At 65.3% G+C, this 22,941-nt stretch carries 34 protein-coding genes; all 34 read right to left on the reverse strand.

Going from position 1 to position 22,941, the window contains the following annotated elements:
* Nucleotides 1–24: 24 nt before the first annotated feature.
* Entirely contained in the window at nt 25–330 is a 306-nt protein-coding gene (locus F1C10_RS05785; RefSeq protein ID WP_185209567.1) for a hypothetical protein, read from the reverse strand.
* Between the two features lie 291 nt (nt 331–621).
* Nucleotides 622–969: an arsenate reductase gene (locus tag F1C10_RS05790; RefSeq protein ID WP_185209569.1), complete on the reverse strand. Its 348-nt coding sequence runs from the start codon at nt 967–969 to the stop codon at nt 622–624.
* 6 nt (nt 970–975) lie between these two features.
* Nucleotides 976–1,383, reverse strand: a complete 408-nt coding sequence (locus tag F1C10_RS05795) for a GNAT family acetyltransferase (RefSeq protein WP_308458079.1) — start codon at nt 1,381–1,383, stop codon at nt 976–978.
* Nucleotides 1,380–2,189, reverse strand: a complete 810-nt coding sequence (gene bla, locus F1C10_RS05800) for a subclass B3 metallo-beta-lactamase (protein WP_258043092.1) — start codon at nt 2,187–2,189, stop codon at nt 1,380–1,382. Before bla ends, F1C10_RS05795 begins: the two co-directional genes overlap by 4 nt.
* 50 nt (nt 2,190–2,239) lie before the next feature.
* The gene (guaA, locus tag F1C10_RS05805) at nt 2,240–3,793 is read right to left on the reverse strand and encodes a glutamine-hydrolyzing GMP synthase (protein ID WP_185209572.1); all 1,554 of its coding nucleotides are present in this window, start codon (nt 3,791–3,793) and stop codon (nt 2,240–2,242) included.
* Between the two features lie 112 nt (nt 3,794–3,905).
* Nucleotides 3,906–4,328, reverse strand: coding sequence for a 50S ribosomal protein L17 (gene rplQ / locus F1C10_RS05810; protein WP_085810257.1), 423 nt, complete (start codon nt 4,326–4,328; stop codon nt 3,906–3,908).
* A gap of 257 nt (nt 4,329–4,585) precedes the next feature.
* Nucleotides 4,586–5,650: a DNA-directed RNA polymerase subunit alpha gene (locus tag F1C10_RS05815; protein WP_185209574.1), complete on the reverse strand. Its 1,065-nt coding sequence runs from the start codon at nt 5,648–5,650 to the stop codon at nt 4,586–4,588.
* 91 nt (nt 5,651–5,741) lie between these two features.
* Nucleotides 5,742–6,131 (reverse strand): 30S ribosomal protein S11, encoded by a 390-nt coding sequence (gene rpsK / locus F1C10_RS05820; protein WP_019516037.1) that lies wholly within the window; start codon nt 6,129–6,131, stop codon nt 5,742–5,744.
* 86 nt (nt 6,132–6,217) lie between these two features.
* Nucleotides 6,218–6,586 (reverse strand): 30S ribosomal protein S13, encoded by a 369-nt coding sequence (gene rpsM / locus F1C10_RS05825; protein WP_085810259.1) that lies wholly within the window; start codon nt 6,584–6,586, stop codon nt 6,218–6,220.
* Nucleotides 6,587–6,813: 227 nt separating this feature from the next.
* Nucleotides 6,814–7,461 (reverse strand): adenylate kinase, encoded by a 648-nt coding sequence (locus F1C10_RS05830; RefSeq protein WP_185209576.1) that lies wholly within the window; start codon nt 7,459–7,461, stop codon nt 6,814–6,816.
* Between the two features lie 36 nt (nt 7,462–7,497).
* Nucleotides 7,498–8,844 (reverse strand): preprotein translocase subunit SecY, encoded by a 1,347-nt coding sequence (gene secY, locus F1C10_RS05835; protein WP_185209577.1) that lies wholly within the window; start codon nt 8,842–8,844, stop codon nt 7,498–7,500.
* Between the two features lie 187 nt (nt 8,845–9,031).
* A complete protein-coding gene (gene rplO / locus F1C10_RS05840; protein ID WP_185209579.1) occupies nt 9,032–9,574 on the reverse strand; it encodes a 50S ribosomal protein L15 in 543 nt (180 codons plus the stop codon).
* A gap of 111 nt (nt 9,575–9,685) precedes the next feature.
* Complete coding sequence (gene rpmD, locus F1C10_RS05845; protein ID WP_185209581.1) at nt 9,686–9,862, reverse strand: 50S ribosomal protein L30; 177 nt, start codon at nt 9,860–9,862, stop codon at nt 9,686–9,688.
* 6 nt (nt 9,863–9,868) lie between these two features.
* On the reverse strand, nt 9,869–10,645 hold the full coding sequence (rpsE, locus tag F1C10_RS05850) for a 30S ribosomal protein S5 (RefSeq protein ID WP_258043095.1): 777 nt from the start codon (nt 10,643–10,645) through the stop codon (nt 9,869–9,871).
* 3 nt (nt 10,646–10,648) lie between these two features.
* The gene (gene rplR, locus F1C10_RS05855) at nt 10,649–10,999 is read right to left on the reverse strand and encodes a 50S ribosomal protein L18 (protein ID WP_085810265.1); all 351 of its coding nucleotides are present in this window, start codon (nt 10,997–10,999) and stop codon (nt 10,649–10,651) included.
* On the reverse strand, nt 10,996–11,529 hold the full coding sequence (gene rplF / locus F1C10_RS05860; RefSeq protein WP_185209582.1) for a 50S ribosomal protein L6: 534 nt from the start codon (nt 11,527–11,529) through the stop codon (nt 10,996–10,998). Before rplF ends, rplR begins: the two co-directional genes overlap by 4 nt.
* A complete protein-coding gene (gene rpsH / locus F1C10_RS05865) occupies nt 11,529–11,924 on the reverse strand; it encodes a 30S ribosomal protein S8 (RefSeq protein WP_085810267.1) in 396 nt (131 codons plus the stop codon). Before rpsH ends, rplF begins: the two co-directional genes overlap by 1 nt.
* A 10-nt stretch (nt 11,925–11,934) precedes the next feature.
* On the reverse strand, nt 11,935–12,240 hold the full coding sequence (gene rpsN, locus F1C10_RS05870; RefSeq protein WP_085810268.1) for a 30S ribosomal protein S14: 306 nt from the start codon (nt 12,238–12,240) through the stop codon (nt 11,935–11,937).
* 38 nt (nt 12,241–12,278) lie between these two features.
* Nucleotides 12,279–12,860: a 50S ribosomal protein L5 gene (gene rplE, locus F1C10_RS05875; RefSeq protein ID WP_085810269.1), complete on the reverse strand. Its 582-nt coding sequence runs from the start codon at nt 12,858–12,860 to the stop codon at nt 12,279–12,281.
* Nucleotides 12,853–13,170, reverse strand: coding sequence for a 50S ribosomal protein L24 (rplX, locus tag F1C10_RS05880; RefSeq protein ID WP_185209584.1), 318 nt, complete (start codon nt 13,168–13,170; stop codon nt 12,853–12,855). The genes rplE and rplX overlap by 8 nt, the downstream gene beginning before the upstream one ends.
* Entirely contained in the window at nt 13,170–13,538 is a 369-nt protein-coding gene (gene rplN / locus F1C10_RS05885) for a 50S ribosomal protein L14 (protein ID WP_085810271.1), read from the reverse strand. Before rplN ends, rplX begins: the two co-directional genes overlap by 1 nt.
* A gap of 250 nt (nt 13,539–13,788) precedes the next feature.
* The gene (gene rpsQ / locus F1C10_RS05890) at nt 13,789–14,073 is read right to left on the reverse strand and encodes a 30S ribosomal protein S17 (RefSeq protein WP_085810272.1); all 285 of its coding nucleotides are present in this window, start codon (nt 14,071–14,073) and stop codon (nt 13,789–13,791) included.
* Between the two features lie 13 nt (nt 14,074–14,086).
* Nucleotides 14,087–14,290, reverse strand: a complete 204-nt coding sequence (gene rpmC, locus F1C10_RS05895; protein ID WP_085810273.1) for a 50S ribosomal protein L29 — start codon at nt 14,288–14,290, stop codon at nt 14,087–14,089.
* A 2-nt stretch (nt 14,291–14,292) separates the two neighbouring features.
* Nucleotides 14,293–14,727: a 50S ribosomal protein L16 gene (gene rplP / locus F1C10_RS05900; RefSeq protein ID WP_085810274.1), complete on the reverse strand. Its 435-nt coding sequence runs from the start codon at nt 14,725–14,727 to the stop codon at nt 14,293–14,295.
* Between the two features lie 12 nt (nt 14,728–14,739).
* Entirely contained in the window at nt 14,740–15,447 is a 708-nt protein-coding gene (gene rpsC, locus F1C10_RS05905; protein ID WP_085810275.1) for a 30S ribosomal protein S3, read from the reverse strand.
* Nucleotides 15,447–15,824, reverse strand: a complete 378-nt coding sequence (gene rplV, locus F1C10_RS05910) for a 50S ribosomal protein L22 (RefSeq protein ID WP_085810276.1) — start codon at nt 15,822–15,824, stop codon at nt 15,447–15,449. Before rplV ends, rpsC begins: the two co-directional genes overlap by 1 nt.
* The gene (gene rpsS / locus F1C10_RS05915; RefSeq protein ID WP_085810277.1) at nt 15,824–16,102 is read right to left on the reverse strand and encodes a 30S ribosomal protein S19; all 279 of its coding nucleotides are present in this window, start codon (nt 16,100–16,102) and stop codon (nt 15,824–15,826) included. Before rpsS ends, rplV begins: the two co-directional genes overlap by 1 nt.
* On the reverse strand, nt 16,102–16,935 hold the full coding sequence (gene rplB / locus F1C10_RS05920; RefSeq protein ID WP_085810278.1) for a 50S ribosomal protein L2: 834 nt from the start codon (nt 16,933–16,935) through the stop codon (nt 16,102–16,104). The genes rpsS and rplB overlap by 1 nt, the downstream gene beginning before the upstream one ends.
* Before the next feature lies 1 nt (nt 16,936).
* Nucleotides 16,937–17,251: a 50S ribosomal protein L23 gene (locus F1C10_RS05925; RefSeq protein WP_185209586.1), complete on the reverse strand. Its 315-nt coding sequence runs from the start codon at nt 17,249–17,251 to the stop codon at nt 16,937–16,939.
* The gene (rplD, locus tag F1C10_RS05930) at nt 17,244–17,858 is read right to left on the reverse strand and encodes a 50S ribosomal protein L4 (protein ID WP_085810280.1); all 615 of its coding nucleotides are present in this window, start codon (nt 17,856–17,858) and stop codon (nt 17,244–17,246) included. Before rplD ends, F1C10_RS05925 begins: the two co-directional genes overlap by 8 nt.
* Nucleotides 17,859–17,860: 2 nt before the next feature.
* Nucleotides 17,861–18,595 (reverse strand): 50S ribosomal protein L3, encoded by a 735-nt coding sequence (gene rplC / locus F1C10_RS05935; RefSeq protein ID WP_185210100.1) that lies wholly within the window; start codon nt 18,593–18,595, stop codon nt 17,861–17,863.
* A gap of 311 nt (nt 18,596–18,906) precedes the next feature.
* Nucleotides 18,907–19,215 carry a 30S ribosomal protein S10 gene (gene rpsJ, locus F1C10_RS05940; RefSeq protein WP_066776796.1) on the reverse strand — a complete coding sequence of 103 codons (309 nt, stop codon included), beginning with the start codon at nt 19,213–19,215 and terminating at the stop codon, nt 18,907–18,909.
* Between the two features lie 170 nt (nt 19,216–19,385).
* Nucleotides 19,386–20,582, reverse strand: a complete 1,197-nt coding sequence (gene tuf / locus F1C10_RS05945) for an elongation factor Tu (protein ID WP_185209588.1) — start codon at nt 20,580–20,582, stop codon at nt 19,386–19,388.
* A 239-nt stretch (nt 20,583–20,821) separates the two neighbouring features.
* Entirely contained in the window at nt 20,822–22,915 is a 2,094-nt protein-coding gene (fusA, locus tag F1C10_RS05950) for an elongation factor G (protein ID WP_185209590.1), read from the reverse strand.
* Nucleotides 22,916–22,941: the final 26 nt, after the last annotated feature.

The following is a 22,941-nucleotide window of genomic DNA, read 5'->3' on the forward strand; positions in this document are numbered from 1 at the left end:
GGAGCGGCGCTTAGCCTGTCCCGATCACGCGATCCAGCCGCGCGCCTGCACCGATCGTGAGAACCACAAGGTGACGACCCCGACGATTGTGATCACCGCGTCGAAATAGGTCGTCCCGACGCCCTCCCTGCGATCAGGCCGTTTGTCGCGAACTTTTATCCCAACACCAGAATCGTGGCGGCGAGCGATATTGCCGCGAGCGGCATCGCATACCGTCACAGAACGCGAGCCCGACGCCGCTCGCCACGACGCCCCGGTCGCAATGGTACAGATCCGCGCGTACCAGCGGGGCAGCAACACGTAGTGGCTGCGATCATAGCTGCCCGCCACGATGCCCGTCGCGGCCGGCCCGTGGGCGATATGCTTTGCAGGAACAGACGCCGATCACCTGCCACCGCCGCAGCACGATCTTCACGACTTAGAACCACCACGGTGGCCGCCCGATACCCTCAGCCGTCGCCCTCTGCCGTACCGCTACAATGCGTGGAGAAAATGCGGCTGTCGGTTCGCAAGCGTAACAATCCCAGTCGCGCGAAGCGCAGCGGCACACGGGCAAAAGCCTGGGAAACACCGGCGGTTAACTTGGACCGGGCGCACTTCGCAATCGCGCTCGCGCGACTATCACGCGAAAAGCGTCTCGTACCGCTGTGCGTCGAAGCCGAGTTCGATGTGTTCGTTGTGAACAAGCAGCGGGCGTTCGATCGCCGACGGATTCGCTTCCATCAACGCCAGCGCGCGCGTCGCAACCAGCCCGGTCCGATCTTCCTCCGGGAGCTTGCGGAACGTCGTGCCCTGGCGATTGAGCACCTTTTCCCAGCCGAACCGCTCGACCGCGGCCGCCAGAACCGCCGGGTCCACACCCATTTTCTTGTAGTCGTGAAACGCGTGCTCGATGCCGCGCGCCGCAAGCCAGGCCCGCGCCTTCTTGATCGTGTCGCAATTCGCGATGCCGTAGATCGTCGTCCGCATCGGCGATCAATCGAGGAAACGGCCGAACACCGCAACCGGCTGCGGCTCCATTCCAAGACTGGCGTAGAACAGTCGCGCCGTGTCGTTTCCGTCGCGCACCATCAGTTGCAACTTCGCGACACCGCGCGCGCGCAACCACGCCTCGGCGGCCGCCATCAGCCGTCGGCCCAGCCCCCCGCGGCGGGCGGTAGGATCGACCGCAAGGTAATAGACCCATCCGCGATGCCCGTCGTCACCCACCATCACGCTACCCGTGACGCGGTCCTCGTCGCACCATTTCAAGATCGTCGAGGATGTGCCGCTGATCGCGCGGCGGAAGTCGTCATCCGGCGAATTCCATGGCCGCGTCAGCCCGCAGCGTGTCCACAGCGCGATCACCGCCGCCGCATCCGCCATGCTGGCCTCGACGATCACCGCCGCTGCTTGGCTAGGTCTGCCGCGAAGGCGGTGCGCGCGTCCGCGACCAATTTCGGCAGGATGCTGCGATCGACCAGCGCCCTGCGCTTCGCCCGCCCGATCAGATCGACCGTTTCCGGGTGAAAGGGCAGCACCACATCGGGCTTGAGCGCGCCAAGACGGTCGAAACTGCGCGCGAAATCGGCGGCGATCCCGGGATAGCGCCTGTTGCCGACGAGCTTGTTGCCCGCCACCGTGACGCTGCACGCAAATAGGACCTCGAGCGGCTTGCCGCGGTGCTGCAGGCGCATCGTCCAGCTGGTGCAGCCGGGGGTGTGCCCGGGTGTCGCGATCGCCGTCAGCGTAACCCCGCCGAGCGCCACGCGCCCGCCATCCCGTATCGCCCGATCGACGTTTGCGGGCGGAAAGCGGATGACGCCGTAGCTCGTCTCACCCGGCGGCACGCCGGTCGACACCGCGTCGGCATCGCCAGCGCCAACGATCAGCCGCGCGCCCGTTGCCCGCTTCAGCGCCGCGAGACCGCCGGCATGATCGAAGTGCGCGTGGCTGAGCAGGATCAGCTTCACGTCGGCGAGCTTCACCCCGCGCGCCGCGATCGCCCGCTCCACTGCGGCCGCATTCTCCGCCATCGGCGCGTCGATCAGGATCGCACCCGCCGGCGTGCGGATAAGATACGCGGCGAGCCCCTCGGTCCCGACATAGTCGATCGGCCCGAGGAGATTGAACGGCGCGATCGGCCTGGTCCACGCGGGCGGATCGGGCTGCGCGGTCGCCGGTGCGCCCAGCAGCGACGCCAGCAACACGGCTGCGGCACCTACCCTGCAGCGAGCGCGCCGCTTGTCCCTAGCCTTCATCATTCCCACTCGATCGTGCCCGGCGGCTTGGAGGTGTAATCGTACGTCACGCGGTTGATGCCGCGTACCTCGTTGATGATTCGCGTCGTGACCCGCGCGAGGAACCCGCCCGGAAACTCGAACGCCTGCGCGGTCATCCCGTCGGTCGAGGTCACCGCGCGCAGCGCGAGGACGCTGTCGTAGGTGCGCCCGTCGCCCATAACCCCTACCGACCGCACCGGCAGCAGCACCGCGAAAGCCTGCCAGATTGCATCGTACAGGCCGGCATTGCGGATTTCTTCGAGATAGATCGCGTCCGCCTTGCGCAGGATATCGCAGCGCTCGCGCGTCACCTCGCCGGGAATGCGGATCGCGAGGCCCGGCCCCGGAAATGGGTGACGCCCAACGAAGATCTCGGGGAGGCCAAGCTCGCGCCCAAGCGCGCGCACCTCGTCCTTGAACAGCTCGCGCAGCGGCTCGACGAGCTTCATGTTCATCCGCTCGGGCAGGCCCCCGACATTGTGGTGGCTCTTGATCGTCACCGATGGCCCGCCGGTGAAGCTGACGCTCTCGATCACGTCCGGATATAGCGTCCCCTGCGCGAGGAAATCGGCGCCGCCGATCTTCTTGGCTTCGCTCTCGAACACCTCGATGAAGGTCTTGCCGATGAACTTGCGCTTCGTCTCGGGATCGGTGACGCCGGCAAGGCCTTTCATGAACAGCGGCTCGGCGTTCACATGCACCAGCGGGATGTTGTAATGGCCGCGGAACAGGCTGACGACCTGATCGGCCTCGCCGCTGCGCATCAGCCCGTGATCGACGAACACGCAGGTCAACTGCTCGCCGATCGCCTCATGGATCAGCACCGCCGCGACTGCCGAATCGACACCCCCGGAAAGCCCGCAGATGACGCGGCCGTTGCCGACCAGCGCCCGGATCTCCGCGATCTTGGTTTCGCGGAACTCGGCCATCGTCCAGTCCCCGGCGAGGCCGCAGACGTGACGTGCGAAATTCTTGATCAGCCGCCCGCCGTCAGGCGTGTGCACTACCTCGGGATGGAATTGCATCCCGTAATAGCGACGCTGCTCGTCCGCGGTTATGGCGAACGGCGCCCCTGGCGACGTCGCGACCGGCACGAAGCCCGGTGCCAGCTCCGCGACGTGATCGCCGTGGCTCATCCACACCTGATGGCGCTCGCCCTCCTGCCACAGGCCGTCGAACAACCCGCACCCGGTCGCCACCTCGACGAAGGCTTCGCCGAATTCTCCGGAAAAGCCCTTTTCGACACGCCCGCCGAGCTGAGTGTTCATCACCTGTTGGCCGTAACAGATGCCGAGCACGGGCACTCCGCTGTCAAACACCGCCTGGGGCGCACGCGGGCTGCCCTCGTCGACTACCGATGCCGGACCGCCGGAAAGGATCACGCCGCGCGGCCTGATGCGTGCGAACGCCTCCTCGGCTGACTGGAACGGCGCGATCTCGCTGTACACGCCCGCCTCGCGCACGCGGCGCGCGATCAGCTGCGTTACCTGGCTGCCGAAATCGACGATGAGAATGCTGTCGGGGTGCTCCATGGCGGGCGTGTAGCGGCGGTGATCGCACAAATGAAGAGGCCGCGCTCCCGGGCGGGGAACGCGGCCTCTTGTAATCAACTGGCCCGCGGCAAACCGCCGGGGGCGGGCAGGATCATGCCGCCTCGTCGAAATCCTCGTCGTTCATGACCGGGCCCGAATCCTGCCCCTTGGCGGATACGTCGCGGTCGACGAACTCGATGATCGCCATCGGCGACGCGTCCGATGCACGAACACCCGCCTTGATCACGCGGGTATAGCCACCGTTGCGATCGGCGTAGCGCGGCGCCAGCACGTCGAACAGCTTCACCAGCTGCGCGTCGTCGAGCAACCGGGCGTGGGCCAGACGGCGATTCGACAGGCCGCCCTTCTTGCCCAGCGTAATCAGCTTCTCGATGTACGGGCGAAGCTCCTTCGCCTTGGCGAGCGTGGTGGTGATCTGCTCGTGCTTGATCAGTGCTGCCGACATATTGCGGAACAGCGCGGTGCGGTGGGCCGAGGTCCGCTGAAGCTTACGGCCGCCTACACGGTGACGCATGGTATGTCCTTCTTGTTCGTTCGGGGCCGCGCAGAGCCCCATCAAAGTGATACTTTGATGGGCACCCCCAGGTACCCCGGGACAGGTGGGACGTGTGGGCCACCCGAATATACGCCAGCCCGGACTTCGGCCCGGGATCCCACTTACAGTCTTTGGCCGGGTCGCGTCGTGGCAAAGCCACGCCGTCGGTCCTCGCCGAGCGAGGCCGGCCGAGCTGATCGCCGAGGCGCGGATTAGCTTGCGCTAATGCGCTGCGATCAGCCCATGATCTCCTGCTCGAGCTTCTTGGCCATCTCTTCGATGTTCTCAGGCGGCCAGCCCGGAATTTCCATGCCCAGACGCAGGCCCATCGACGACAGCACTTCCTTGATCTCGTTCAGCGACTTGCGGCCGAAGTTCGGCGTCCGCAGCATCTCCGCCTCAGTCTTGCCGACGAGATCACCGATGTAGATGATATTGTCGTTCTTAAGGCAATTGGCCGAGCGGACCGACAGTTCGAGCTCGTCGACCTTCTTGAGGAGGTAACGGTTGATCTGCTGCGTGTCGCTGGCATCTTCGCTGCCTGCCGGCGCCGGCGCCGCCATACCGATCGGCGCGGAACGCTGCACGGTCGAATCGTCGAAGTGGACGAACAGCGCCAGCTGATCCTGAAGAATGCGTCCGGCATAGCCCAGCGCGTCTTCCGGTGTCACCGTACCATCGGTCTCGACCGTCAACGTCAGCTTGTCGTAATCGAGGTCCTGCCCGACGCGGGTTGGATCGACCTTGTAGCTGACCTGCCGTACCGGCGAGTAGAGCGCGTCGACCGGAATGAGGCCGATCGGCGCATCCGCCGGGCGGTTGACGGTGGCGGGAACATAGCCCTTCCCCGTATCGGTGGTCAGCTCCATGTTGAGCGTCGCGCCTTCGTCGAGGTGGCAGATGATCAGCTCGGGGTTCATCACCTCGATGTCACCCGAAACCGCGATGTCGCCGGCCTTCACCTCGGCCGGACCGGTCGCCGACAGCTGCAGACGCTTCGGACCTTCGCCCTGCATCTTGAGCGCGATCTGCTTCACGTTGAGGACGATGTCGGTCACGTCCTCGCGCACGCCGGCGAGGCTCGAGAATTCATGCAGCACGTTTTCGATCTTGATCGACGTAACGGCCGCACCCTGGAGGCTCGACAGCAGCACGCGACGCAGCGCGTTGCCGAGCGTCAGGCCGAAACCCCGCTCGAGCGGCTCGGCGACGAAGGTCGACTTGCGCTTGCCATCGCCGCCCTTCTTCTCGAGCGCGTTGGGCTTCTTCAGTTCCTGCCAGTTCTTTGCGTTGACGGACAAGGCTTGTGTCCCCTGATGTTGGGCCAGACGGGGGCGCGTCCGGCCGGGAAGAAAGAGGCGCGCCGGCTCGTCAGCCGGGCGCCGAAAATCATCAGACGCGACGGCGCTTCGACGGACGCACACCGTTGTGCGGGATCGAGGTCACGTCGCGGATCGACGTGATCTGGAAGCCGACCGCCTGCAGCGCGCGCAGCGCCGATTCGCGGCCCGAACCCGGGCCCTTCACCTCGACCTCGAGCGTGCGGACGCCGTGCTCGGCGGCCTTCTTGCCCGCGTCCTCGGCAGCAACCTGGGCGGCATACGGGGTCGACTTACGCGAACCCTTGAAGCCCATCATGCCGGCCGACGACCAGCTGATCGCATTGCCCTGCGCGTCGGTGATGGTGATCATGGTATTGTTGAAGCTGGCGTTGACGTGCGCCACGCCGGCGGTGATGTTCTTGCGCTCGCGACGGCGAATACGCTGCGGTGCCTGTGCCATTTGGTTATCCTGACCTTTGTTTCAAGCCGAGGCCGGGAGGCGCAATGCCTGCAACCAGCCCCTCGACCGAAGAAGAAGCGCGGTGCTTACTTCTTCTTGCCTGCGATCGGCTTCGCCTTGCCCTTGCGCGTGCGCGCATTGGTGTGCGTGCGCTGGCCGCGGACCGGCAGGCCCTTGCGGTGACGCAGGCCGCGGTAGCAGGCGAGATCCATCAGGCGCTTGATGTTCATCGCGGTCTGGCGACGAAGATCACCCTCCACAGTGTAGCCGGCGTCGATCGCTTCGCGGATCTGCAGGACTTCCTGATCGGTCAGGTCCTGAACACGGCGCTCGGCCGAAATCTCGAGCTTGTCGGTGATTTCCTTGGCCTTGGTCGGGCCGATACCGTGGATATACTGAAGCGCGATCAGAACGCGCTTGTTGGTCGGGATGTTGACACCCGCGATACGTGCCATGAACTTCTATCTCCTCATGCTCCACGAGGCGCGGCATGGATCACGCACCCCATCTCTTCGCAGGACCTTCCGCCACGCAAGAAAACGGCTAGCGCAAGAAGCGCTGCCGGTTGCCGGGGTGTTGGAAGGTCGGTCAACTAGGGCGCGGCAAACGCAGTGTCAAGCGAACGGTTCCGCGATCGTGCAGCGGCTCAGGACAAGCCACCATCGTAGCACGACCATTGGTCTCAGCTGTCGAGGATCGCCTCGATCGCCTTGGTGACGACGGTGATGTCCGCCATTCCGTCGACGCGGCGGACGAGGCCGCGCGCCTCGTACAGCGGCAGGATCGGCGCCGTCTTGGCGCGATACTCAGCCATACGCGTGCGCACGGTCTGCTCGTTGTCGTCGGGCCGCCGCTTGAACTCGTGTGAGCCGCATACGTCGCAGGTATCGGCGACCTTCGGCTGCTTGAACCGATCGTGATAGCCCGCACCGCAATTGCCGCAAGTGAAGCGCCCGACGATCCGCTCGACCAGCGCATTCTCGTTCACTTCGAGCTCGATAACGTGATCGAGGCTGCGGCCGCGCTCGTCGAGCAGCAAGTCGAGCGCCTCGGCTTGCGCTGCAGTGCGCGGATAGCCGTCGAAGATCGCGCCCTGACCGTCGCCCAGCCGATCGAGATTCTCGCCGATCAGCGCCGACACGATCGCGTCGGAAACGAGCTCGCCCGCGTCCATCACCGCCTTGGCCTGCATGCCGACCGGCGTGTCTGCCTTGACCGCGGCGCGCAGCATGTCGCCGGTTGAGAGCTGGACCATGCCACGCTCGGCGACGAGGCGCTCGGACTGCGTTCCCTTGCCCGCACCCGGCGGGCCCAGAAGAATGATGTTCACGACACGCCTCCCCGTTTGTATCCGCGCCGACGCCGCTCAGCGCAGGCGGCCGCCCTTCAGCTTCGCCTTCTTGATCAGGTCGCCATATTGATGCGCCAGCAGGTGCGACTGAATCTGCGTCACCGTGTCCATCGTCACGTTCACCACGATCAGTAGGCTGGTGCCGCCGAGGTAGAAGGGAATCGACAGCGCCGACACGAGATACTCCGGCACCAAGCAGATGAAGGCGAGATACGCCGCACCGATCACGGTGATTCGCGTCAACACGTAATCGAAATACTGCTCGGTGTTCTTGCCCGGGCGGATGCCGGGAACGAAGCCGCCGTAGCGCTTCAGATTCTCCGCCGTCTCCTCGGGATTGAACACCACCGCCGTATAAAAGAACGAGAAGAAGACGATGCCGGCGCCGTACAGCAGCATGTACAGCGGGCTGCCGTGCTGAAGATACTGGTTGAGCCTGATGATCGCATCGCCCCACCAGCTTTCGCCCGAGACGCGGTTGCCCGCGAACTGGGTGATGGTCAGCGGCAGCAGCAGCAGCGACGAGGCGAAGATCGGCGGGATCACGCCCGCGGTGTTGATCTTGAGCGGCAGATGGCTGCGATCCGCCTGCATGCCGCGCTGCGTCTGGCGCTTCGGATACTGGATCAGGATGCGACGCTGCGCGCGCTCCATGAAGCAGATGAACAGCACCAATCCGGCGACCGCCAGGATGATCGCGATGAGGATCGCGGGGTTCATCGAACCCGTGCGCCCGCCTTCGAGCAGGTTGACGATCGTCGTCGGCAGATGCGCGACGATGCCGGCCATGATGATCAGCGAGATGCCGTTGCCGATGCCGCGGCTGGTGATCTGTTCACCGATCCACATCAGGAACATCGTTCCGCCGATCAGCGAGATCACCGCCGCGACGCGGAACAGCGTCCCCGGCTCGACCACCGCACCGCCGGCCTCGAGGCCGGTGGCGATGACATAGCCCTGGATCGCCGTCAGCAGCACGGTGCCGTAGCGCGTGTACTGGTTGAGCTTCTTGCGCCCGCTCTCGCCTTCCTTCTTGATCGCCGCGAGCTGCGGCGACAGCGAGGTCGCGAGCTGCACCACGATTGAGGCGGTGATGTACGGCATCACGCCGAGCGCGATCAGCGAGGCGCGCTGCAACGCGCCGCCCGAGAAGGTGTTGAAGAAATCGAGCACGCCGCCCTGGGTCTGCTTGGCGAGCGCCGCCAGCCCCGTCGGATCGATGCCGGGAAGCGGCACGTAGCTCAGCAGGCGGAAGACGATCAGCGCGCCGATCGTAAACCACAGCCTCTTCTTGAGATCGGTCGCCTGCGCGAACTTCGCGAGGCTGATGCTTTGCGCCATCTGGTCGGCTGCGGATGCCATCGTACGTCGGTGCCTTCGGAAACGAAAACGGCGGAGGAGGTCTGCTGCCCCGCCCCGCCGCTCATATAGTCGCGCTCGATGGCTTGTCTAACCCAGCGAGCATATTCCGCCCCGGCACGAAGCCGGAAGCCCAATCACGAGCGGCGCGCGACTGGACCCCGGCGCATGGCCGGGGTGGCAGCCTGGCTTACTTGCCCTGCTTGGCGGCCTTGTTGGTGAGACGCTCTTCGCGCGCCTTGCCCTTCTTCGCCTTCGCCTTGTCGGCCGCGGCGACGACGTCGATCACGGTAACGCTGCCGCCAGCCTTCTCGATCGCCTCTCGCGCACCGGCGGAGACGCCAGCGACCGCGAGGTTGAGCTTCGCGCTGATTTCGCCCTTGCCGAGCAGGCGGACACCATCCTTGCCGCCCCGCGCCAGGCCAGCGGCCTTCAGCGCCGCATGGTCGAGATCGGTGCCGGTCAGCTTGCCGCTGTCGATTGCCTTCTGGAGCTCGCCGGTGTTGACCACGGCATAGTCCTTGGCGAAGATGTTGTTGAAGCCGCGCTTCGGCAGACGCATGTGAAGCGGCATCTGGCCGCCCTCGAAGCCCGCGATCGAAACGCCTTCACGGCTCTTCTGGCCCTTCTGGCCGCGACCGCCGGTCTTGCCCTTGCCCGAGCCGATACCACGGCCCACGCGCATCCGGCGATGGCGCGCGCCCTCGTTGTCGCGCAGTTCGTTCAGTTTCATGTGTGCACTCGCTTTCGCTTCTGTCGCGCTAAAAACAGGATGGTGATAAAAAGGAAGGGGGCCCGTTAGCCCCCTCCCCCGTATTTGTCACTAGGTGATCGCAAGGACCGTTCAGTCCTGCACTTCCACCATGTGATGCACCTTGCGGATCATGCCGCGGACCTCGGGGCTATCCTCGAGCTCCGAAACACGGTGCATCTTGTTGAGGCCCAGCCCGACAAGCGTCGCGCGCTGGTCCTTGGTGCGACGGATCGGCGATCCGGTCTGCTTTACCTTGATCGTTGCCATGCCGGCTTACTCCGTGACGGCCGCAGCGTCCGCCTCGGCGGTCTGCGAACCACCGCGGCCGAGCAGGTCGGCGATCTTCTTGCCACGACGCTGAGCGACCGACTTCGGCGAAGTCTGATTGTTCAGCGCCTCGAACGTGGCGCGGATCATGTTGTAGGGGTTCGACGTGCCGACCGACTTGGTCACCACGTCGGCGACACCGAGCGACTCGAAGATCGCGCGCATCGGGCCGCCGGCGATGATGCCGGTACCCTGCGGCGCCGAGCGCACCGTCACGCGGCCGGCTCCGAAGTGACCGTTGACGTCATGATGCAGCGTGCGGCCTTCCTTCAGCGGCACGCGCACCATCGCCTTCTTGGCCGATGCGGTCGCCTTGGAGATCGCCTCGGGCACCTCGCGCGCCTTGCCGTGGCCGAAGCCGACGCGGCCCTTGCCATCGCCCACGACGACCAGCGCCGCGAAGCCGAAGCGCTTGCCGCCCTTCACCGTCTTCGACACGCGGTTGATGTGAACGAGCTTCTCGATCAGCTCCTCGCCACCATCATCGCGATTGCGATCGTCGCGACGCCCGTCACGGCGCCCACCGGGACCACCGCGATTGCCGCCGGGGCCACCGCGACCGCGATTGCCGCCGCCGCCCGGGCCGCCGCGCCCGCGACCACCGCCCTGGTAGCCGCCACCGCCGCCCCCCTGGTAACCGCCGCCCTGCTGGGGCGCTTCGGCCTGCGTGGTGGCAGGCGCGTCCTGCTGCGGCGTGTCCGGCGTGTTGTTCTCGTCAGCCATGTCTTAGAACTCCAGTCCGGCTGCGCGCGCGGCTTCCGCCAGCGCCTTCACCCGGCCGTGAAAGAGGAAGCCGCCACGATCGAACACGACCTGCGTCACGCCGGCCGCCTTCGCGGCCTCCGCGATGCGCGTGCCGACCGCCGTCGCCGCGTCGATGTTCGCGGTCGAGCCCTCGTGGCCCTGCAGCGTCGATGCCGCCGCGACGGTGCGACCCTGCGCGTCGTCGATCACCTGGGCATAGATGTGCTTGCCCGAACGGTGGATCGACAGGCGAGGACGCGTGCCGCTGCGCGCGCGAAGCGCCGTGCGGTTGCGGCGACGCCGCTTCTCGAAAAGCGAAAGGCCCTTGGTCACTTCTTCTTTCCTTCCTTACGGAAGATGAACTCGCCGTCGTACTTGATGCCCTTGCCCTTGTACGGCTCGGGCTTGCGCCAGCGGCGGATCTCGGCGGCCAGCTGACCGACCTTCTGCTTGTCGGCACCGCTGATCTCGACGGTGGTCGCGTCCGGCGTCTTCACCTCGATGCCTTCCGGCACGTCGATGTTGACGTCGTGGCTGTAGCCGAGCTGCAGCTTGAGGTTGCGACCCTGCGCCGCCGCACGATAGCCGACGCCCGTGATCACCAGCTTCTTGCTGAAGCCTTCGGTCACGCCGGTCACCAGGTTCTGCACCATGGTCCGCTGCATGCCCCAGAAGGCGCGCGCCTTCTTGGTGTCGTTCGCCGGCTGCACCGCGATGCCGTCCGACTGCACGTCGTAGGTGATGAGGTCGGACATCTGCATGGCCAACGTGCCCTTGGGGCCCTTGACCGACAGCTTGTTGCCATCGACCGTCGCGGTCACGCCCGCAGGTACGGCCACGGCCTTCTTACCGATGCGGCTCATCAGAACACCTCCGCGAGCACTTCGCCGCCGACGTTCTGCTCGCGCGCCTCGGCATCCGAGAGCACGCCGCGCGGCGTCGAGACGATGGTGATGCCCAGGCCGTTCATGATCCGCGGCAGGTCGTTCGACCCGCTGTAGATCCGGCGACCCGGCTTCGAGACGCGCGCGACGTGCTTGATCGCCGGCTGACCCTCGAAATACTTGAGCTCGATGCGGACACCCTTGACGGGGCCCATCTCTTCTTCACTGTAGCCGCGGATGTAGCCCTCGCGCTGAAGCACGTCGAGCACGCGAACGCGCAGCTTGGACGCCGGCGAGAGGACGGAGTCCTTCTTCGCCCGCTGCCCGTTGCGGATGCGGGTGAGCAGGTCACCCAGGGGATCGGTCACTGCCATCTTGGTGTCCTTACCAGCTCGACTTCGTCAGACCGGGGATCAGGCCCTTGTTGGCCAGATCGCGCAGCATGACGCGGGCAAGACGGAACTTGCGGTAATAAGCGCGCGGCCGGCCGGTGATCTCGCAGCGATTGCGGACCCGCGTCGGGTTCGAATTGCGCGGCAGCTCGGCCATCTTCAGGCGCGCGATGAGACGCTCGGTCTCGTCGAGCGACTGGTCGTTCGCCGCCGCCTTCAGCTTCGCCCACTTGGGGGCATATTGCTTCACGAGCTTCTTACGACGCTCGTTCTTGTTCACGGAACTCAGTTTCGCCATGGACTTAAGCTCTCTCGTTCAGTTCGTTGCTACGGGGCTCACGCCGCCTGCTTCTCTTCTGCGTCCTCGTCGCGCGGGAACGGGAAACCGAACAGACGCAGCAGCTCGCGCGCCTCGTCGTCCGTCTTCGCGCTCGTCGTGACGATCACGTCCATGCCGCGCACCTTGTCGATGCGGTCATAGTTGATTTCCGGGAAAACCAGCTGCTCCTTGAGGCCGCAGGCGTAATTGCCGCGTCCGTCGAAGCTCTTCGGGTTCAGCCCGCGGAAGTCGCGCACACGCGGCAGCGCGATCGTGATGAAGCGATCGAGGAATTCGTACATCCGCTCGCGGCGAAGCGTCACCTTCACGCCAATCGGCATGCCTTCACGCAGCTTGAACTGCGCGATCGACTTCTTCGCCTTGGTAATCACCGGCTTCTGGCCAGCAATCAGCTCCATTTCCGACGCCGCCTGCTCGACGCGCTTCTTGTCCTGGGTCGCCTCGCCGACGCCCATGTTGAGCACGATCTTCTCGATCCGCGGAATCTCAAGGACGTTCTTGTAACCGAACTTGTCGGTCATCGCCTTGACGATGCGATCGTCGTAGATCGCCTTCATGCGGGGCTTGTAATCAGCCACTGATCTTCTCCCCCGTCTTGACGGCGACGCGGACCTTCTTGCCGTCCAGCGTCTCGAAACGAACGCGCGTCGGCTTGCCGTCGGCGGTGACGTGCGCGACCTTGGAGACGTGCAGCGGCGCCTCGAAGCGCTTCAGCCCGCCCTGCGGATCGTTCTGCGTCGGCTTGGTGTGACGCGTCGCGACGTTGACGCCGCCGACGATGACCTTGCCGTCCTTCGGCATGGCGGCAGTGACGGTGCCCGTCTTGCCCTTGTCCTTGCCGGACAGGACGATGACCTGGTCACCCTTCTTGATCTTGGCAGCGGCCATTACAGGACCTCCGGAGCCAGCGAGATGATCTTCATGTGCTTCTTGCCGCGCAATTCACGCACGACCGGGCCGAAGATACGGGTGCCGATCGGCTCCTCGTTCTTGTTGACCAGCACCGCGGCGTTCGAATCGAAACGGATGGTCGAGCCGTCCGCGCGATGAATGTCCTTGGCGGTGCGCACGATGACGGCGCGATGCACGTCACCCTTCTTCACCTTGCCGCGCGGCTGCGCTTCCTTGATCGACACGACGATGATGTCGCCGACGCCGGCGGTGCGGCGCTTGGACCCGCCAAGCACCTTGATGCACTGCACCCGCTTCGCGCCGCTGTTGTCAGCGACGTCGAGATTGGACTGCATCTGGATCACTGATCCGCTTCCTTCTCGCTAATGGGGTGGATACCGACCCAACCCCGCCTTGAAAAAAATGACCCCGGCCGCGGCGATCCGCGTCCAGGGGGAGCGGCCCGATAGCCGCCCCGCGGGAAAAAAGCAATGCCCCGCGGGGCGCCGCCTTCTCCTGCTCTCGATCGCCTCCGCCCCTCGCCCGGTCTCCGGCATGATCCGGACCCTGGACGATACTGACAGACGCGCCCTGTTGTTCGATCCGACGCGCGGCTTACGCCGACGCCGGCTCGTCGATCTCGACCCGCTCGGGCGTCGCGTGGGTGTTCACCCGATCGATCACCTTCCAGGTCTTCAGCTTGGAGATCGGCGCGGTCTCTTCAATCCGCACGGTCTCGCCCTGCTTGTACTCGTTGCCCTCGTCATGGGCATGGTACTTCTTCGAACGGCGGATGATCTTGCCGTAGAGCGGGTGCTTCACCTTGCGCTCGACGTTCACCACCACCGTCTTGTCGCCCTTGTCGGAGACGATCAGCCCGGTCAGCACGCGCTTCGGCATGTGCTAGGGTCCTTTACTTGCCGGTCGCAGCGGTGCGCTGCGACTGGAGGGTCTTGATGCGGGCGATGTCCTTGCGGACCTCACGCACGCGGCTCGGCTTCTCGAGCTGGTTGGTCGCCGCCTGGAAGCGCAGGTTGAACTGCTCGCGCTTCAGGTTGCCCAGCTGTTCGGACAGCTGATCGTCCGATTGGCCGTTGAAATCGGTCTTCTTCGCCATGATCACTCGCCTCCGAGGTGCGTGGTGTCGCCGAGACGCGCCACGACCTTGGTCTTGATGGGGAGCTTCATCGCCGCGCGCTCGAAAGCCTCCGCAGCGAGCGGCCCCGGAACGCCGTCGAGCTCGAACAGGATGCGGCCCGGCTTGACGCGCGCCGCCCAGAATTCCGGCGAGCCCTTGCCCGAGCCCATGCGGACTTCGGCCGGCTTGCCCGAAACCGGAACGTCCGGGAACACACGGATCCACAAACGCCCCTGGCGCTTGATGTGGCGCGTGATCGCGCGGCGGGCCGCCTCGATCTGGCGTGCAGTGATCCGCTCCGGCTCCATCGCCTTCAGGCCATAGGCGCCGAAGTTGAGCGCGGTGCCGCCCTTGGCGTCGCCGCTGATGCGGCCCTTGAACGCCTTGCGGAACTTGGTGCGCTTTGGTTGCAGCACTTCTTCTACTCCTTAGCGGCGGTCGTCGCGCGCGGGGCGCACGCCGGAGGTCTGAGCCTCCATCATCAGCCGGTCGGTGGCCATCGGATCATGGCCGAGGATCTCGCCCTTGAAGATCCAGACCTTCACGCCGCACACGCCATAAGCGGTGTGAGCCTGCGCCTCGGCATAATCCATGTTCGCGCGCAGCGTGTGCAGCGGAACGCGGCCCTCGCGATAGCTCTCGGCGCGCGCGATCTCGGCGCCGCCGAGGCGACCACCGCACGCGACGCGGATGCCGTCGGCACCCAGGCGCATCGCCGACTGCACCGCGCGCTTCATCGCACGGCGGAACGCGATACGGCGCTCGAGCTGATCGGCGATACCTTGGGCGACGAGCTTAGCGTCGACTTCCGGCTTGCGGATCTCGACGATGTTCAGCGACACGTCCGACGAGGTCATCGAGCCGAGCGTCTTGCGCAGCTTCTCGATGTCCGAGCCCTTCTTGCCGATGATGACACCGGGACGCGCGGCATAGATCGAGATGCGGCAAAGCTTGGCCGGACGCTCGATCACCACCTTGGAGATCGCCGCCTGCGGCAGCGTCTTCACGATGTACTGGCGGATCTTGAGATCCTCCAGCAGCAGGCGACCATAGTCCGCGCCGTCGGCGTACCAGCGGCTGTCCCAGGTGCGGTTGATCTGCAGGCGCAGACCGATCGGGTTGCTCTTGTGACCCATTAGGCTTCTTCCTGCTCGCGCACGACGATCCGCAGCCGCGAGAACGGCTTCAGGATACGGGTGGACTTGCCGCGGCCGCGCGTGGCGAACCGCTTCATGGTGATCGACTTGCCGACCGACGCCTCGGCGACGACCAGCGAGTCGACGTCGAGGTTGTGGTTGTTCTCGGCGTTGGCGATCGCGGATGCGAGCACCTTGCGCGCGTCGACCGCCATGCCCTTGGTCGAGAAGGTCAGGATGTTCATCGCATCGCCGGCCTTCTTGCCACGGATCAGCGCCGCGACGAGGCCGAGCTTCTGCGCCGAGCCGCGGATCTGCGTGCCGACCGACAGCGCTTCCTTCTCGCCGACCTTGCGGGGGGACTTAGGCTTGCTCATCAGCGCTTGCCCTTCTTGTCAGCGGCATGGCCGGGGAAGTAGCGCGTCGGCGCGAACTCGCCCAGCTTCATGCCGACCATCTCTTCGTTCACCGACACCGGCACGAACTTGCGGCCGTTGTAGACGTTGAACGTCAGACCGACGAACTGCGGCAGGATGGTCGAACGACGCGACCAGGTCTTGATCGGACCCGAACGACCATTCTGATCCTGCGCCACCTCTGCCTTCTTCAGCAGGTGAAGGTCCACGAACGGACCCTTCCAGACGGAGCGAGCCATTACTTCTTCCTCGCGTGACGGCTGCGGATGATCATCTTGTCCGTCGCCTTGTTATGGCGGGTGCGCGCACCCTTCGTCGGCTTGCCCCACGGGGTGACCGGGTGACGGCCGCCCGAGGTGCGGCCTTCACCACCGCCGTGCGGGTGGTCGACCGGGTTCTTCGCGACGCCGCGGGTCAGCGGACGCTTGCCCATCCAGCGCGAACGACCGGCCTTGCCGAAGTTCTGGTTCTGGTTGTCGGGGTTCGACACCGCGCCGACCGTCGCCATGCAATCGCTGCGGATGTAGCGCTGCTCGCCCGAGTTGAGGCGAACGATCACCATCCCGCGATCACGGCCGACGACCTGAACGTAGGTGCCCGCCGAGCGCGCGATCTGCCCGCCCTTGCCGGGCTTCATCTCCACGTTGTGGACGATCGTGCCGACCGGCATCTGGCCGAGTTCCATCGCATTGCCCGGCTTCACGTCGGTCTTCTTGCCCGCGACGACCTTATCGCCGACCGAAAGACGCTGCGGCGCGATGATGTACGCCAGCTCTTCGTCCGGATACTTGATCAGCGCGATGAACGCAGTGCGGTTGGGATCGTATTCCAGCCGCTCGACCGTGCCGATGACGTCCCACTTGCGGCGCTTGAAATCGACGTAGCGATAGCGCTGCTTGTGGCCGCCCGCGATGCCGCGCGACGTGACGTGGCCCTTGTTGTTGCGGCCACCGCTCTTGCGCTTGCCTTCGGTCAGCGCCTTGACGGGGCCGCCCTTGTGCAGGCCGGAACGGTCGATGAGGACCAGCCCGCGCATCGCGGGGCTGGTCGGGTTATATTGCTTGAGTGCCATCTTACTTGGCCCCCTCGGTGACGTCGATCGACTGCCCGTCCTTGAGCGTGACGATCGCCTTCTTCATGTCCGACCGGAAATAGGGCTTGCCCTTCCAGCGCTTCGTCTTGCCCTTCTGGACGATGGTGTTCACGCCTACGACGCTGACGTCGAAGATCGCTTCCACCGCCGCCTTGATCTCCGGCTTGGACGCGCTCTGGGCGACCTTGAACACCACGGCGTTCTCCTCGGAGAGAAGGGTCGACTTCTCGGTGATGTGCGGCGCAACGATCACGTCGTAGTGACGGTTGTCGATCGCCTTCTGCTGCTTAGCCATTGAAGCGCGCCTCCAGCTTCTCGACCGCCGCGCGGGTCAGCACCAGCGTATCGGCCCGGATGATGTCATAAACGTTCGCGCCGACTGCGGGGAGCATGTCGACACCCGGCAGGTTGCTGCCGGCGCGGAAGCCCTCGCCCGTCTCGCCATCGATGACGAGCGTACGCTTGCCGGTGCCGAGCGTCGCGAAATGACCCTTCAGTTCCTTGGTCTTGGTGACCTGGAAACCGTCGAGGACGATCAACGAACCCGCCTTGGCATGGCTCGACAGCGCCATCTTGAGGCCGAGCGCGCGGATTTTCTTGTTCAGCGACGGATTGAAGTCACGAACGCGGGCGCCATGCGCCTTGCCGCCGCCGATGAAGACGGGAGCGCGACGATCACCGTGACGGGCGACACCGCCGCCCTTCTGACGACCCAGCTTCTTGCCCGAACGGGCGACGTCGGCGCGCTCGCGCGTACCGCGGGCGGTGCCGCGGCGCTTCTCGAGCTGCCAGGTGACGACGCGGTGCAGGATGTCGGCGCGCGGTTCGAGGCCGAAGACCTCGTCCGACAGCTCGACGTCCGCCGCTTCGTTCCCGGCGAAGGAGGAAACCTTGACCTTCACGTTCAGCCCTCCTGGCCGTCGGTCGCGTCGGTCGCGGGAGCGGCCTCTGCGGTGTTGCTATTGGCAGCCTTGAGACCGGCCGGGCGCGGCGCATCGGCATGCGGCTTAATCTTCACGGCGTCCTTGACGAACAGCCAGCCGCCCTTCGAGCCGGGCACCGAGCCCTTGACGAAGATCAGGCCGCGCGCGACGTCGGTGCCGACGATCTCGAGGTTCTGCTGCGTGCGGTTCTTGTCGCCCATGTGGCCGGCCATCTTCTTGTTCTTGAAGACGCGACCCGGATCCTGGCGCTGACCGGTCGAACCCAGCGAGCGGTGCGACACCGACACGCCGTGAGTGGCGCGCAGACCGCCGAAGCCCCAGCGCTTCATGCCGCCGGCAAAGCCCTTGCCCTGCGTGCGACCCTGGATGTCGACGAACTGGCCGGCGACGAAGTGATCGGCCGAAATCTCCGCGCCGACGTCTAGGAGGTTGTCCTCGGTCACGCGGAATTCGTGCACCACCGCCTTCGGCTCGACCTCGGCCTTGCCGAAGTGGCCACGCTGCGGCTTATTGACGTTCTTAGCCTTGGCGACACCTGCGCCAAGCTGGACGGCAGTATAGCCGTCGGTATCTGTTTCGCGGCGAGAGACGACCTGAAGCCCGTCCAGCTGCAGAACGGTAACCGGCACGTGGCGGCCATCGTCCTGGAACAGGCGGGTCATGCCCATCTTCTTCGCGATCACGCCGGTACGCATGATCCGTTGCTCCTCAACAGAGGCACCCACGGGCCCATCCCGGGGGTGCTTGCGACGCTGCCCGGGGGAAGCGCCAACGTGGCGGCGAACGAAGCGACGCTCCATCCACCACCATCAGCCCGAGAATGCGAAGCGCGCCCCCGTCCCGGGCTGCTGCCTCTCGAGAGAGGCGGACGGGAGACGCTGTCCCAGCTGCACGCAGCTGGCGGTATCTCTTGCTCTAGGTGCCCTCGTCGGGTGCCTAGCCGTTCCCTCACCTGCGGGAACGACAAACCCGCGGGACGCAACGTCGACCGCGGGGATGCGCGCTCTTAGGCGAGCTTGATCTCGACGTCAACGCCCGCCGCGAGGTCGAGCTTCATCAGCGCGTCGACGGTCTGCGGGGTCGGCTGCACGATGTCGAGCATGCGCTTGTAGGTGCGCACCTCGAACTGCTCGCGGCTCTTCTTGTCGACGTGGGGGCCACGGTTGACCGTGAACTTCTCGATACGCGTCGGAAGCGGGATAGGACCGCGGATAAGGGCACCGGTACGTCGGGCGGTGTCGGCGATGTCGCCGGTCGCCTGGTCGAGCACGCGATGATCGAACGCCTTCAGGCGAATGCGGATGTTGCTGTCCATAATCCCTACCGATGCGAAAGAGCGGGCCACGTGAACGCGGCTCTTGCTGTTCAGAAACTGTGCGAGGCGCGGGCTGTAACCGCGCCTTCATAAAAAGGCAACCGCCCGGCGCACGCTAAGGCGCACCGGGCGGCAGCTTTTGCGGCGAACCGCAGACCTGAAGTCAGATCTTACTTGGCGATCGCGCTCACGACGCCGGCGCCGACGGTACGGCCGCCCTCGCGGATCGTGAAGCGCTGGCCGACGTCCATTGCGATCGGCGCGATCAGCTTGATGCCGAGCGCGACGTTGTCACCGGGCATGACCATCTCGGTGCCCTCAGGCAGCTCGACGGTGCCGGTCACATCGGTCGTACGGAAGTAGAACTGCGGACGATAGTTGGCGAAGAACGGCGTGTGACGGCCACCCTCTTCCTTCGACAGCACGTACACTTCCGACGAGAACTCGGTGTGCGGCTTGATCGAGCCCGGCTTGCAGAGCACCTGGCCACGCTCGACTTCGTCGCGCGCCACGCCGCGGATCAGCGCACCGACGTTGTCGCCGGCCTGGCCCTGATCGAGCAGCTTGCGGAACATCTCGACGCCCGTGACGGTGGTCTTGCGGACGGTCGGGTGGATACCGACGATCTCGACTTCCTCGCCGACCTTGACGATGCCCGTCTCGACGCGGCCCGTGACGACCGTGCCGCGACCCGAGATCGAGAACACGTCCTCGATCGGCATCATGAACGGCTTATCGAGCGGACGCTCCGGCTGCGGGATGTAGTCGTCGACCGACTGCATGAGCTCCATGACGGCGTCCTGGCCGAGCTTCTGGTTCGAACCCGACAGTGCGCAGGTCGCCGAACCCTTGATGATCGGAATGTCATCGCCCGGGAACTCGTACGACGACAGCAGCTCGCGAACTTCCAGCTCGACCAGCTCGAGGATTTCCTCGTCGTCGACCAGATCGACCTTGTTCATGAACACGACCATCGCCGGCACGCCGACCTGACGGGCGAGCAGGATGTGCTCGCGGGTCTGCGGCATCGGACCGTCGGTTGCCGACACGACCAGGATCGCGCCGTCCATCTGCGCCGCGCCCGTGATCATGTTCTTCACATAGTCGGCGTGGCCGGGGCAGTCGACGTGCGCATAGTGGCGGTTGGCGGTCTCGTACTCGACGTGCGCGGTCGAGATCGTGATGCCGCGCTCGCGCTCTTCCGGCGCCTTATCGATGTTGGCGAAGTCGACGGCGGCATTGCCGGCGACGTTCTCGGCGAGAACCTTGGTGATCGCTGCGGTCAGCGAGGTCTTGCCATGGTCGACGTGACCGATGGTGCCGATGTTCAGGTGCGGCTTGGTCCGCTCAAACTTAGCCTTAGCCATTGTATCCCTACCTTCTGGATTTCCACTGGAGCCGCACGAGGACTCACCGTGACGGCGGGCCCATAGCGGCTGAATTACGGTTTCGCAAACCCTGCGTTCTCACAGGGCCGGCTTCAATATTCCCGCGCGGGGCGGACGCGGGATCAAGTCTCCGCGTCGTCGGACGGGTTCGGCGGTGCCGACCCGCCGGCCGGCCTTTCGGCGAGGTGGGGCCAAGTTGGACTTGACCCCTGCCCGCCTCAGGCCAGCTTCGCCTTCACCTCGTCCGCGACGTTCTGCGGCACTTCGTCATAGTGCGAGAACTGCATCGAGTAGCTCGCGCGGCCCTGCGTGAACGAGCGCAGCGAGTTCACATAACCGAACATGTTCGCCAGCGGCACCATTGCGGTCACCGCCTGCGCGTTGCCGCGCGTGTCGGTACCCTGGATCTGGCCTCGACGCGAGTTCATGTCGCCGATCACGTCGCCGAGGTAATCCTCCGGCGTGACAACCTCGACCTTCATCACCGGCTCGAGCAGCGTGATGCCGGCCTTCTGCGCCGCTTCGCGCATCGCGCCGCGGGCGGTGATTTCGAACGCCAGCGCCGACGAGTCGACGTCGTGGTACGCGCCGTCGTACAGGACGATGTCGAAGTCGATGATCGGGAAGCCGACCAGCGAGCCCGTGGCCGCCGTCTCGCGGAAGCCCTTCTCGATCGCGGGGATATATTCCTTCGGAATGTTACCGCCCTTGATCTCGTCCTTGAAGACGATGCCGGCACCGCGCTCGCCCGGCGTCAGCTTCACCTTCACGCGGCCGAACTGGCCGGTGCCGCCCGACTGCTTCTTGTGCGTGTAGTCGATGTCGACGGGCTTCTTGAGGTACTCGCGATACGCCACCTGCGGCGCACCGACGTTCGCCTCGACCTTGAACTCGCGCTTCATGCGATCGACGAGGATCTCGAGGTGGAGCTCGCCCATCCCCTTGATGATCGTCTGGCCCGATTCGTGGTCGGTCGACACGCGGAACGAGGGATCCTCGGCAGCCAGGCGGTTGAGCGCGACGCCCATCTTCTCCTGGTCGGCCTTGGTCTTCGGCTCGACGCTCAGCTCGATGACGGGCTCCGGGAATTCCATCCGCTCGAGGATGATCGGATGCGCCGGGTCGCACAGCGTGTCGCCCGTCGTGGTCTCCTTGAGGCCCGCGATCGCGACGATGTCGCCGGCGCGTGCTTCCTCGATGTCTTCACGCGAGTTCGCGTGCATCAGGAGCATACGGCCGATCTTCTCCTTCTTGTCCTTCACCGAGTTCAGGTACCCACCCTTGGTGAGGACGCCTGAATAGATGCGGGCAAAGGTGAGCGAGCCAACGAACGGGTCGTTCATGATCTTGAACGCCAGCGCCGAGAACGGCGCCTCGTCCGACGATGGGCGCTCGTCCGGCGTCTCGCCGTCGAGCTTGACGCCCTTGATCGCCGGCACGTCGAGCGGGCTCGGCAGGAAGTCGACGACCGCGTCGAGCAGCGGCTGGACGCCCTTGTTCTTGAACGCCGAGCCGCAGACGACCGGCACGAACGCCATGTTGAGCGTACCCTTGCGGATCAGCTTCTTGAGCGTCGCCGCGTCGGGCTCATTGCCCTCGAGATACGCTTCCATCGCGTCGTCGTCCTGCTCGACGGCGAGCTCGATCAGCTCACTGCGATACTTCGCGGCCTTCTCGGCCATGTCGTCGGGAATCGGCTGATATTCGAACTTCGCGCCCAACGATTCCTCGAGCCAGATGATCGCGCGGTTCTCGACGAGGTCGACGAGGCCCTTGAAGCCGCCTTCCATGCCGATCGGGAGATACAGCACCGCCGGCTTCGCGCCGAGGCGATCGATGATCGACTGAACGCAGAAGTAGAAGTCGGCGCCGGTGCGGTCGAGCTTGTTGACGAAGCACATCCGGGGCACGCCGTACTTGTCGGCCTGGCGCCACACGGTCTCGGACTGCGGCTCGACGCCGGCGACGCCGTCGAAGCACGCGACCGCGCCGTCGAGCACGCGCAGCGACCGCTCGACTTCGATCGTGAAGTCGACGTGGCCCGGCGTGTCAATGATGTTGATCAGATGCTCGGGGCCCTTCCCCTCTTCCGCCTTCCACTTACACGTGGTGGCAGCCGAGGTGATCGTGATCCCGCGCTCCTGCTCCTGCTCCATCCAGTCCATCGTCGCGGTGCCTTCATGCACCTCGCCGATCTTGTACGACTTGCCGGTGTAGTAGAGGATGCGCTCGGTCGTCGTCGTCTTGCCGGCGTCGATGTGCGCCATGATGCCGATGTTGCGATACTTGTCGAGCGAATGGCTGCGGGCCATGATCGGGCTTCCTTAGCGATGTGGGG

Source organism: Sphingomonas sp. NBWT7, from assembly GCF_014217605.1.
Taxonomy (GTDB): domain Bacteria; phylum Pseudomonadota; class Alphaproteobacteria; order Sphingomonadales; family Sphingomonadaceae; genus Sphingomonas.

Excerpts from the sequence above, each read along its gene's own strand:
- F1C10_RS05790 (WP_185209569.1), bottom strand. The coding sequence starts at position 969 with ATGCGGACGACGATCTACGGCATCGCGAATTGCGACACGATCAAGAAG.
- guaA (WP_185209572.1), bottom strand. The coding sequence starts at position 3,793 with ATGGAGCACCCCGACAGCATTCTCATCGTCGATTTCGGCAGCCAGGTA.
- rplQ (WP_085810257.1), bottom strand. The coding sequence starts at position 4,328 with ATGCGTCACCGTGTAGGCGGCCGTAAGCTTCAGCGGACCTCGGCCCAC.
- rpsK (WP_019516037.1), bottom strand. The coding sequence starts at position 6,131 with ATGGCACAGGCACCGCAGCGTATTCGCCGTCGCGAGCGCAAGAACATC.
- rpsM (WP_085810259.1), bottom strand. The coding sequence starts at position 6,586 with ATGGCACGTATCGCGGGTGTCAACATCCCGACCAACAAGCGCGTTCTG.
- secY (WP_185209577.1), bottom strand. The coding sequence starts at position 8,844 with ATGGCATCCGCAGCCGACCAGATGGCGCAAAGCATCAGCCTCGCGAAG.
- rplO (WP_185209579.1), bottom strand. The coding sequence starts at position 9,574 with ATGAAACTGAACGAACTGCGCGACAACGAGGGCGCGCGCCATCGCCGG.
- rpmD (WP_185209581.1), bottom strand. The coding sequence starts at position 9,862 with ATGGCAACGATCAAGGTAAAGCAGACCGGATCGCCGATCCGTCGCACC.
- rpsE (WP_258043095.1), bottom strand. The coding sequence starts at position 10,645 with ATGGCTGACGAGAACAACACGCCGGACACGCCGCAGCAGGACGCGCCT.
- rplF (WP_185209582.1), bottom strand. The coding sequence starts at position 11,529 with ATGAGCCGCATCGGTAAGAAGGCCGTGGCCGTACCTGCGGGCGTGACC.
- rpsH (WP_085810267.1), bottom strand. The coding sequence starts at position 11,924 with ATGGCAGTGACCGATCCCCTGGGTGACCTGCTCACCCGCATCCGCAAC.
- rpsN (WP_085810268.1), bottom strand. The coding sequence starts at position 12,240 with ATGGCGAAACTGAGTTCCGTGAACAAGAACGAGCGTCGTAAGAAGCTC.
- rplX (WP_185209584.1), bottom strand. The coding sequence starts at position 13,170 with ATGGCCGCTGCCAAGATCAAGAAGGGTGACCAGGTCATCGTCCTGTCC.
- rpsQ (WP_085810272.1), bottom strand. The coding sequence starts at position 14,073 with ATGCCGAAGCGCGTGCTGACCGGGCTGATCGTCTCCGACAAGGGCGAC.
- rpmC (WP_085810273.1), bottom strand. The coding sequence starts at position 14,290 with ATGGCGAAGAAGACCGATTTCAACGGCCAATCGGACGATCAGCTGTCC.
- rpsC (WP_085810275.1), bottom strand. The coding sequence starts at position 15,447 with ATGGGTCACAAGAGCAACCCGATCGGTCTGCGCCTGCAGATCAACCGC.
- rplV (WP_085810276.1), bottom strand. The coding sequence starts at position 15,824 with ATGAGCAAGCCTAAGTCCCCCCGCAAGGTCGGCGAGAAGGAAGCGCTG.
- rpsS (WP_085810277.1), bottom strand. The coding sequence starts at position 16,102 with ATGGCTCGCTCCGTCTGGAAGGGTCCGTTCGTGGACCTTCACCTGCTG.
- rplB (WP_085810278.1), bottom strand. The coding sequence starts at position 16,935 with ATGGCACTCAAGCAATATAACCCGACCAGCCCCGCGATGCGCGGGCTG.
- F1C10_RS05925 (WP_185209586.1), bottom strand. The coding sequence starts at position 17,251 with ATGGCTAAGCAGCAGAAGGCGATCGACAACCGTCACTACGACGTGATC.
- rplC (WP_185210100.1), bottom strand. The coding sequence starts at position 18,595 with ATGCGTACCGGCGTGATCGCGAAGAAGATGGGCATGACCCGCCTGTTC.
- rpsJ (WP_066776796.1), bottom strand. The coding sequence starts at position 19,215 with ATGGACAGCAACATCCGCATTCGCCTGAAGGCGTTCGATCATCGCGTG.
- tuf (WP_185209588.1), bottom strand. The coding sequence starts at position 20,582 with ATGGCTAAGGCTAAGTTTGAGCGGACCAAGCCGCACCTGAACATCGGC.
- fusA (WP_185209590.1), bottom strand. The coding sequence starts at position 22,915 with ATGGCCCGCAGCCATTCGCTCGACAAGTATCGCAACATCGGCATCATG.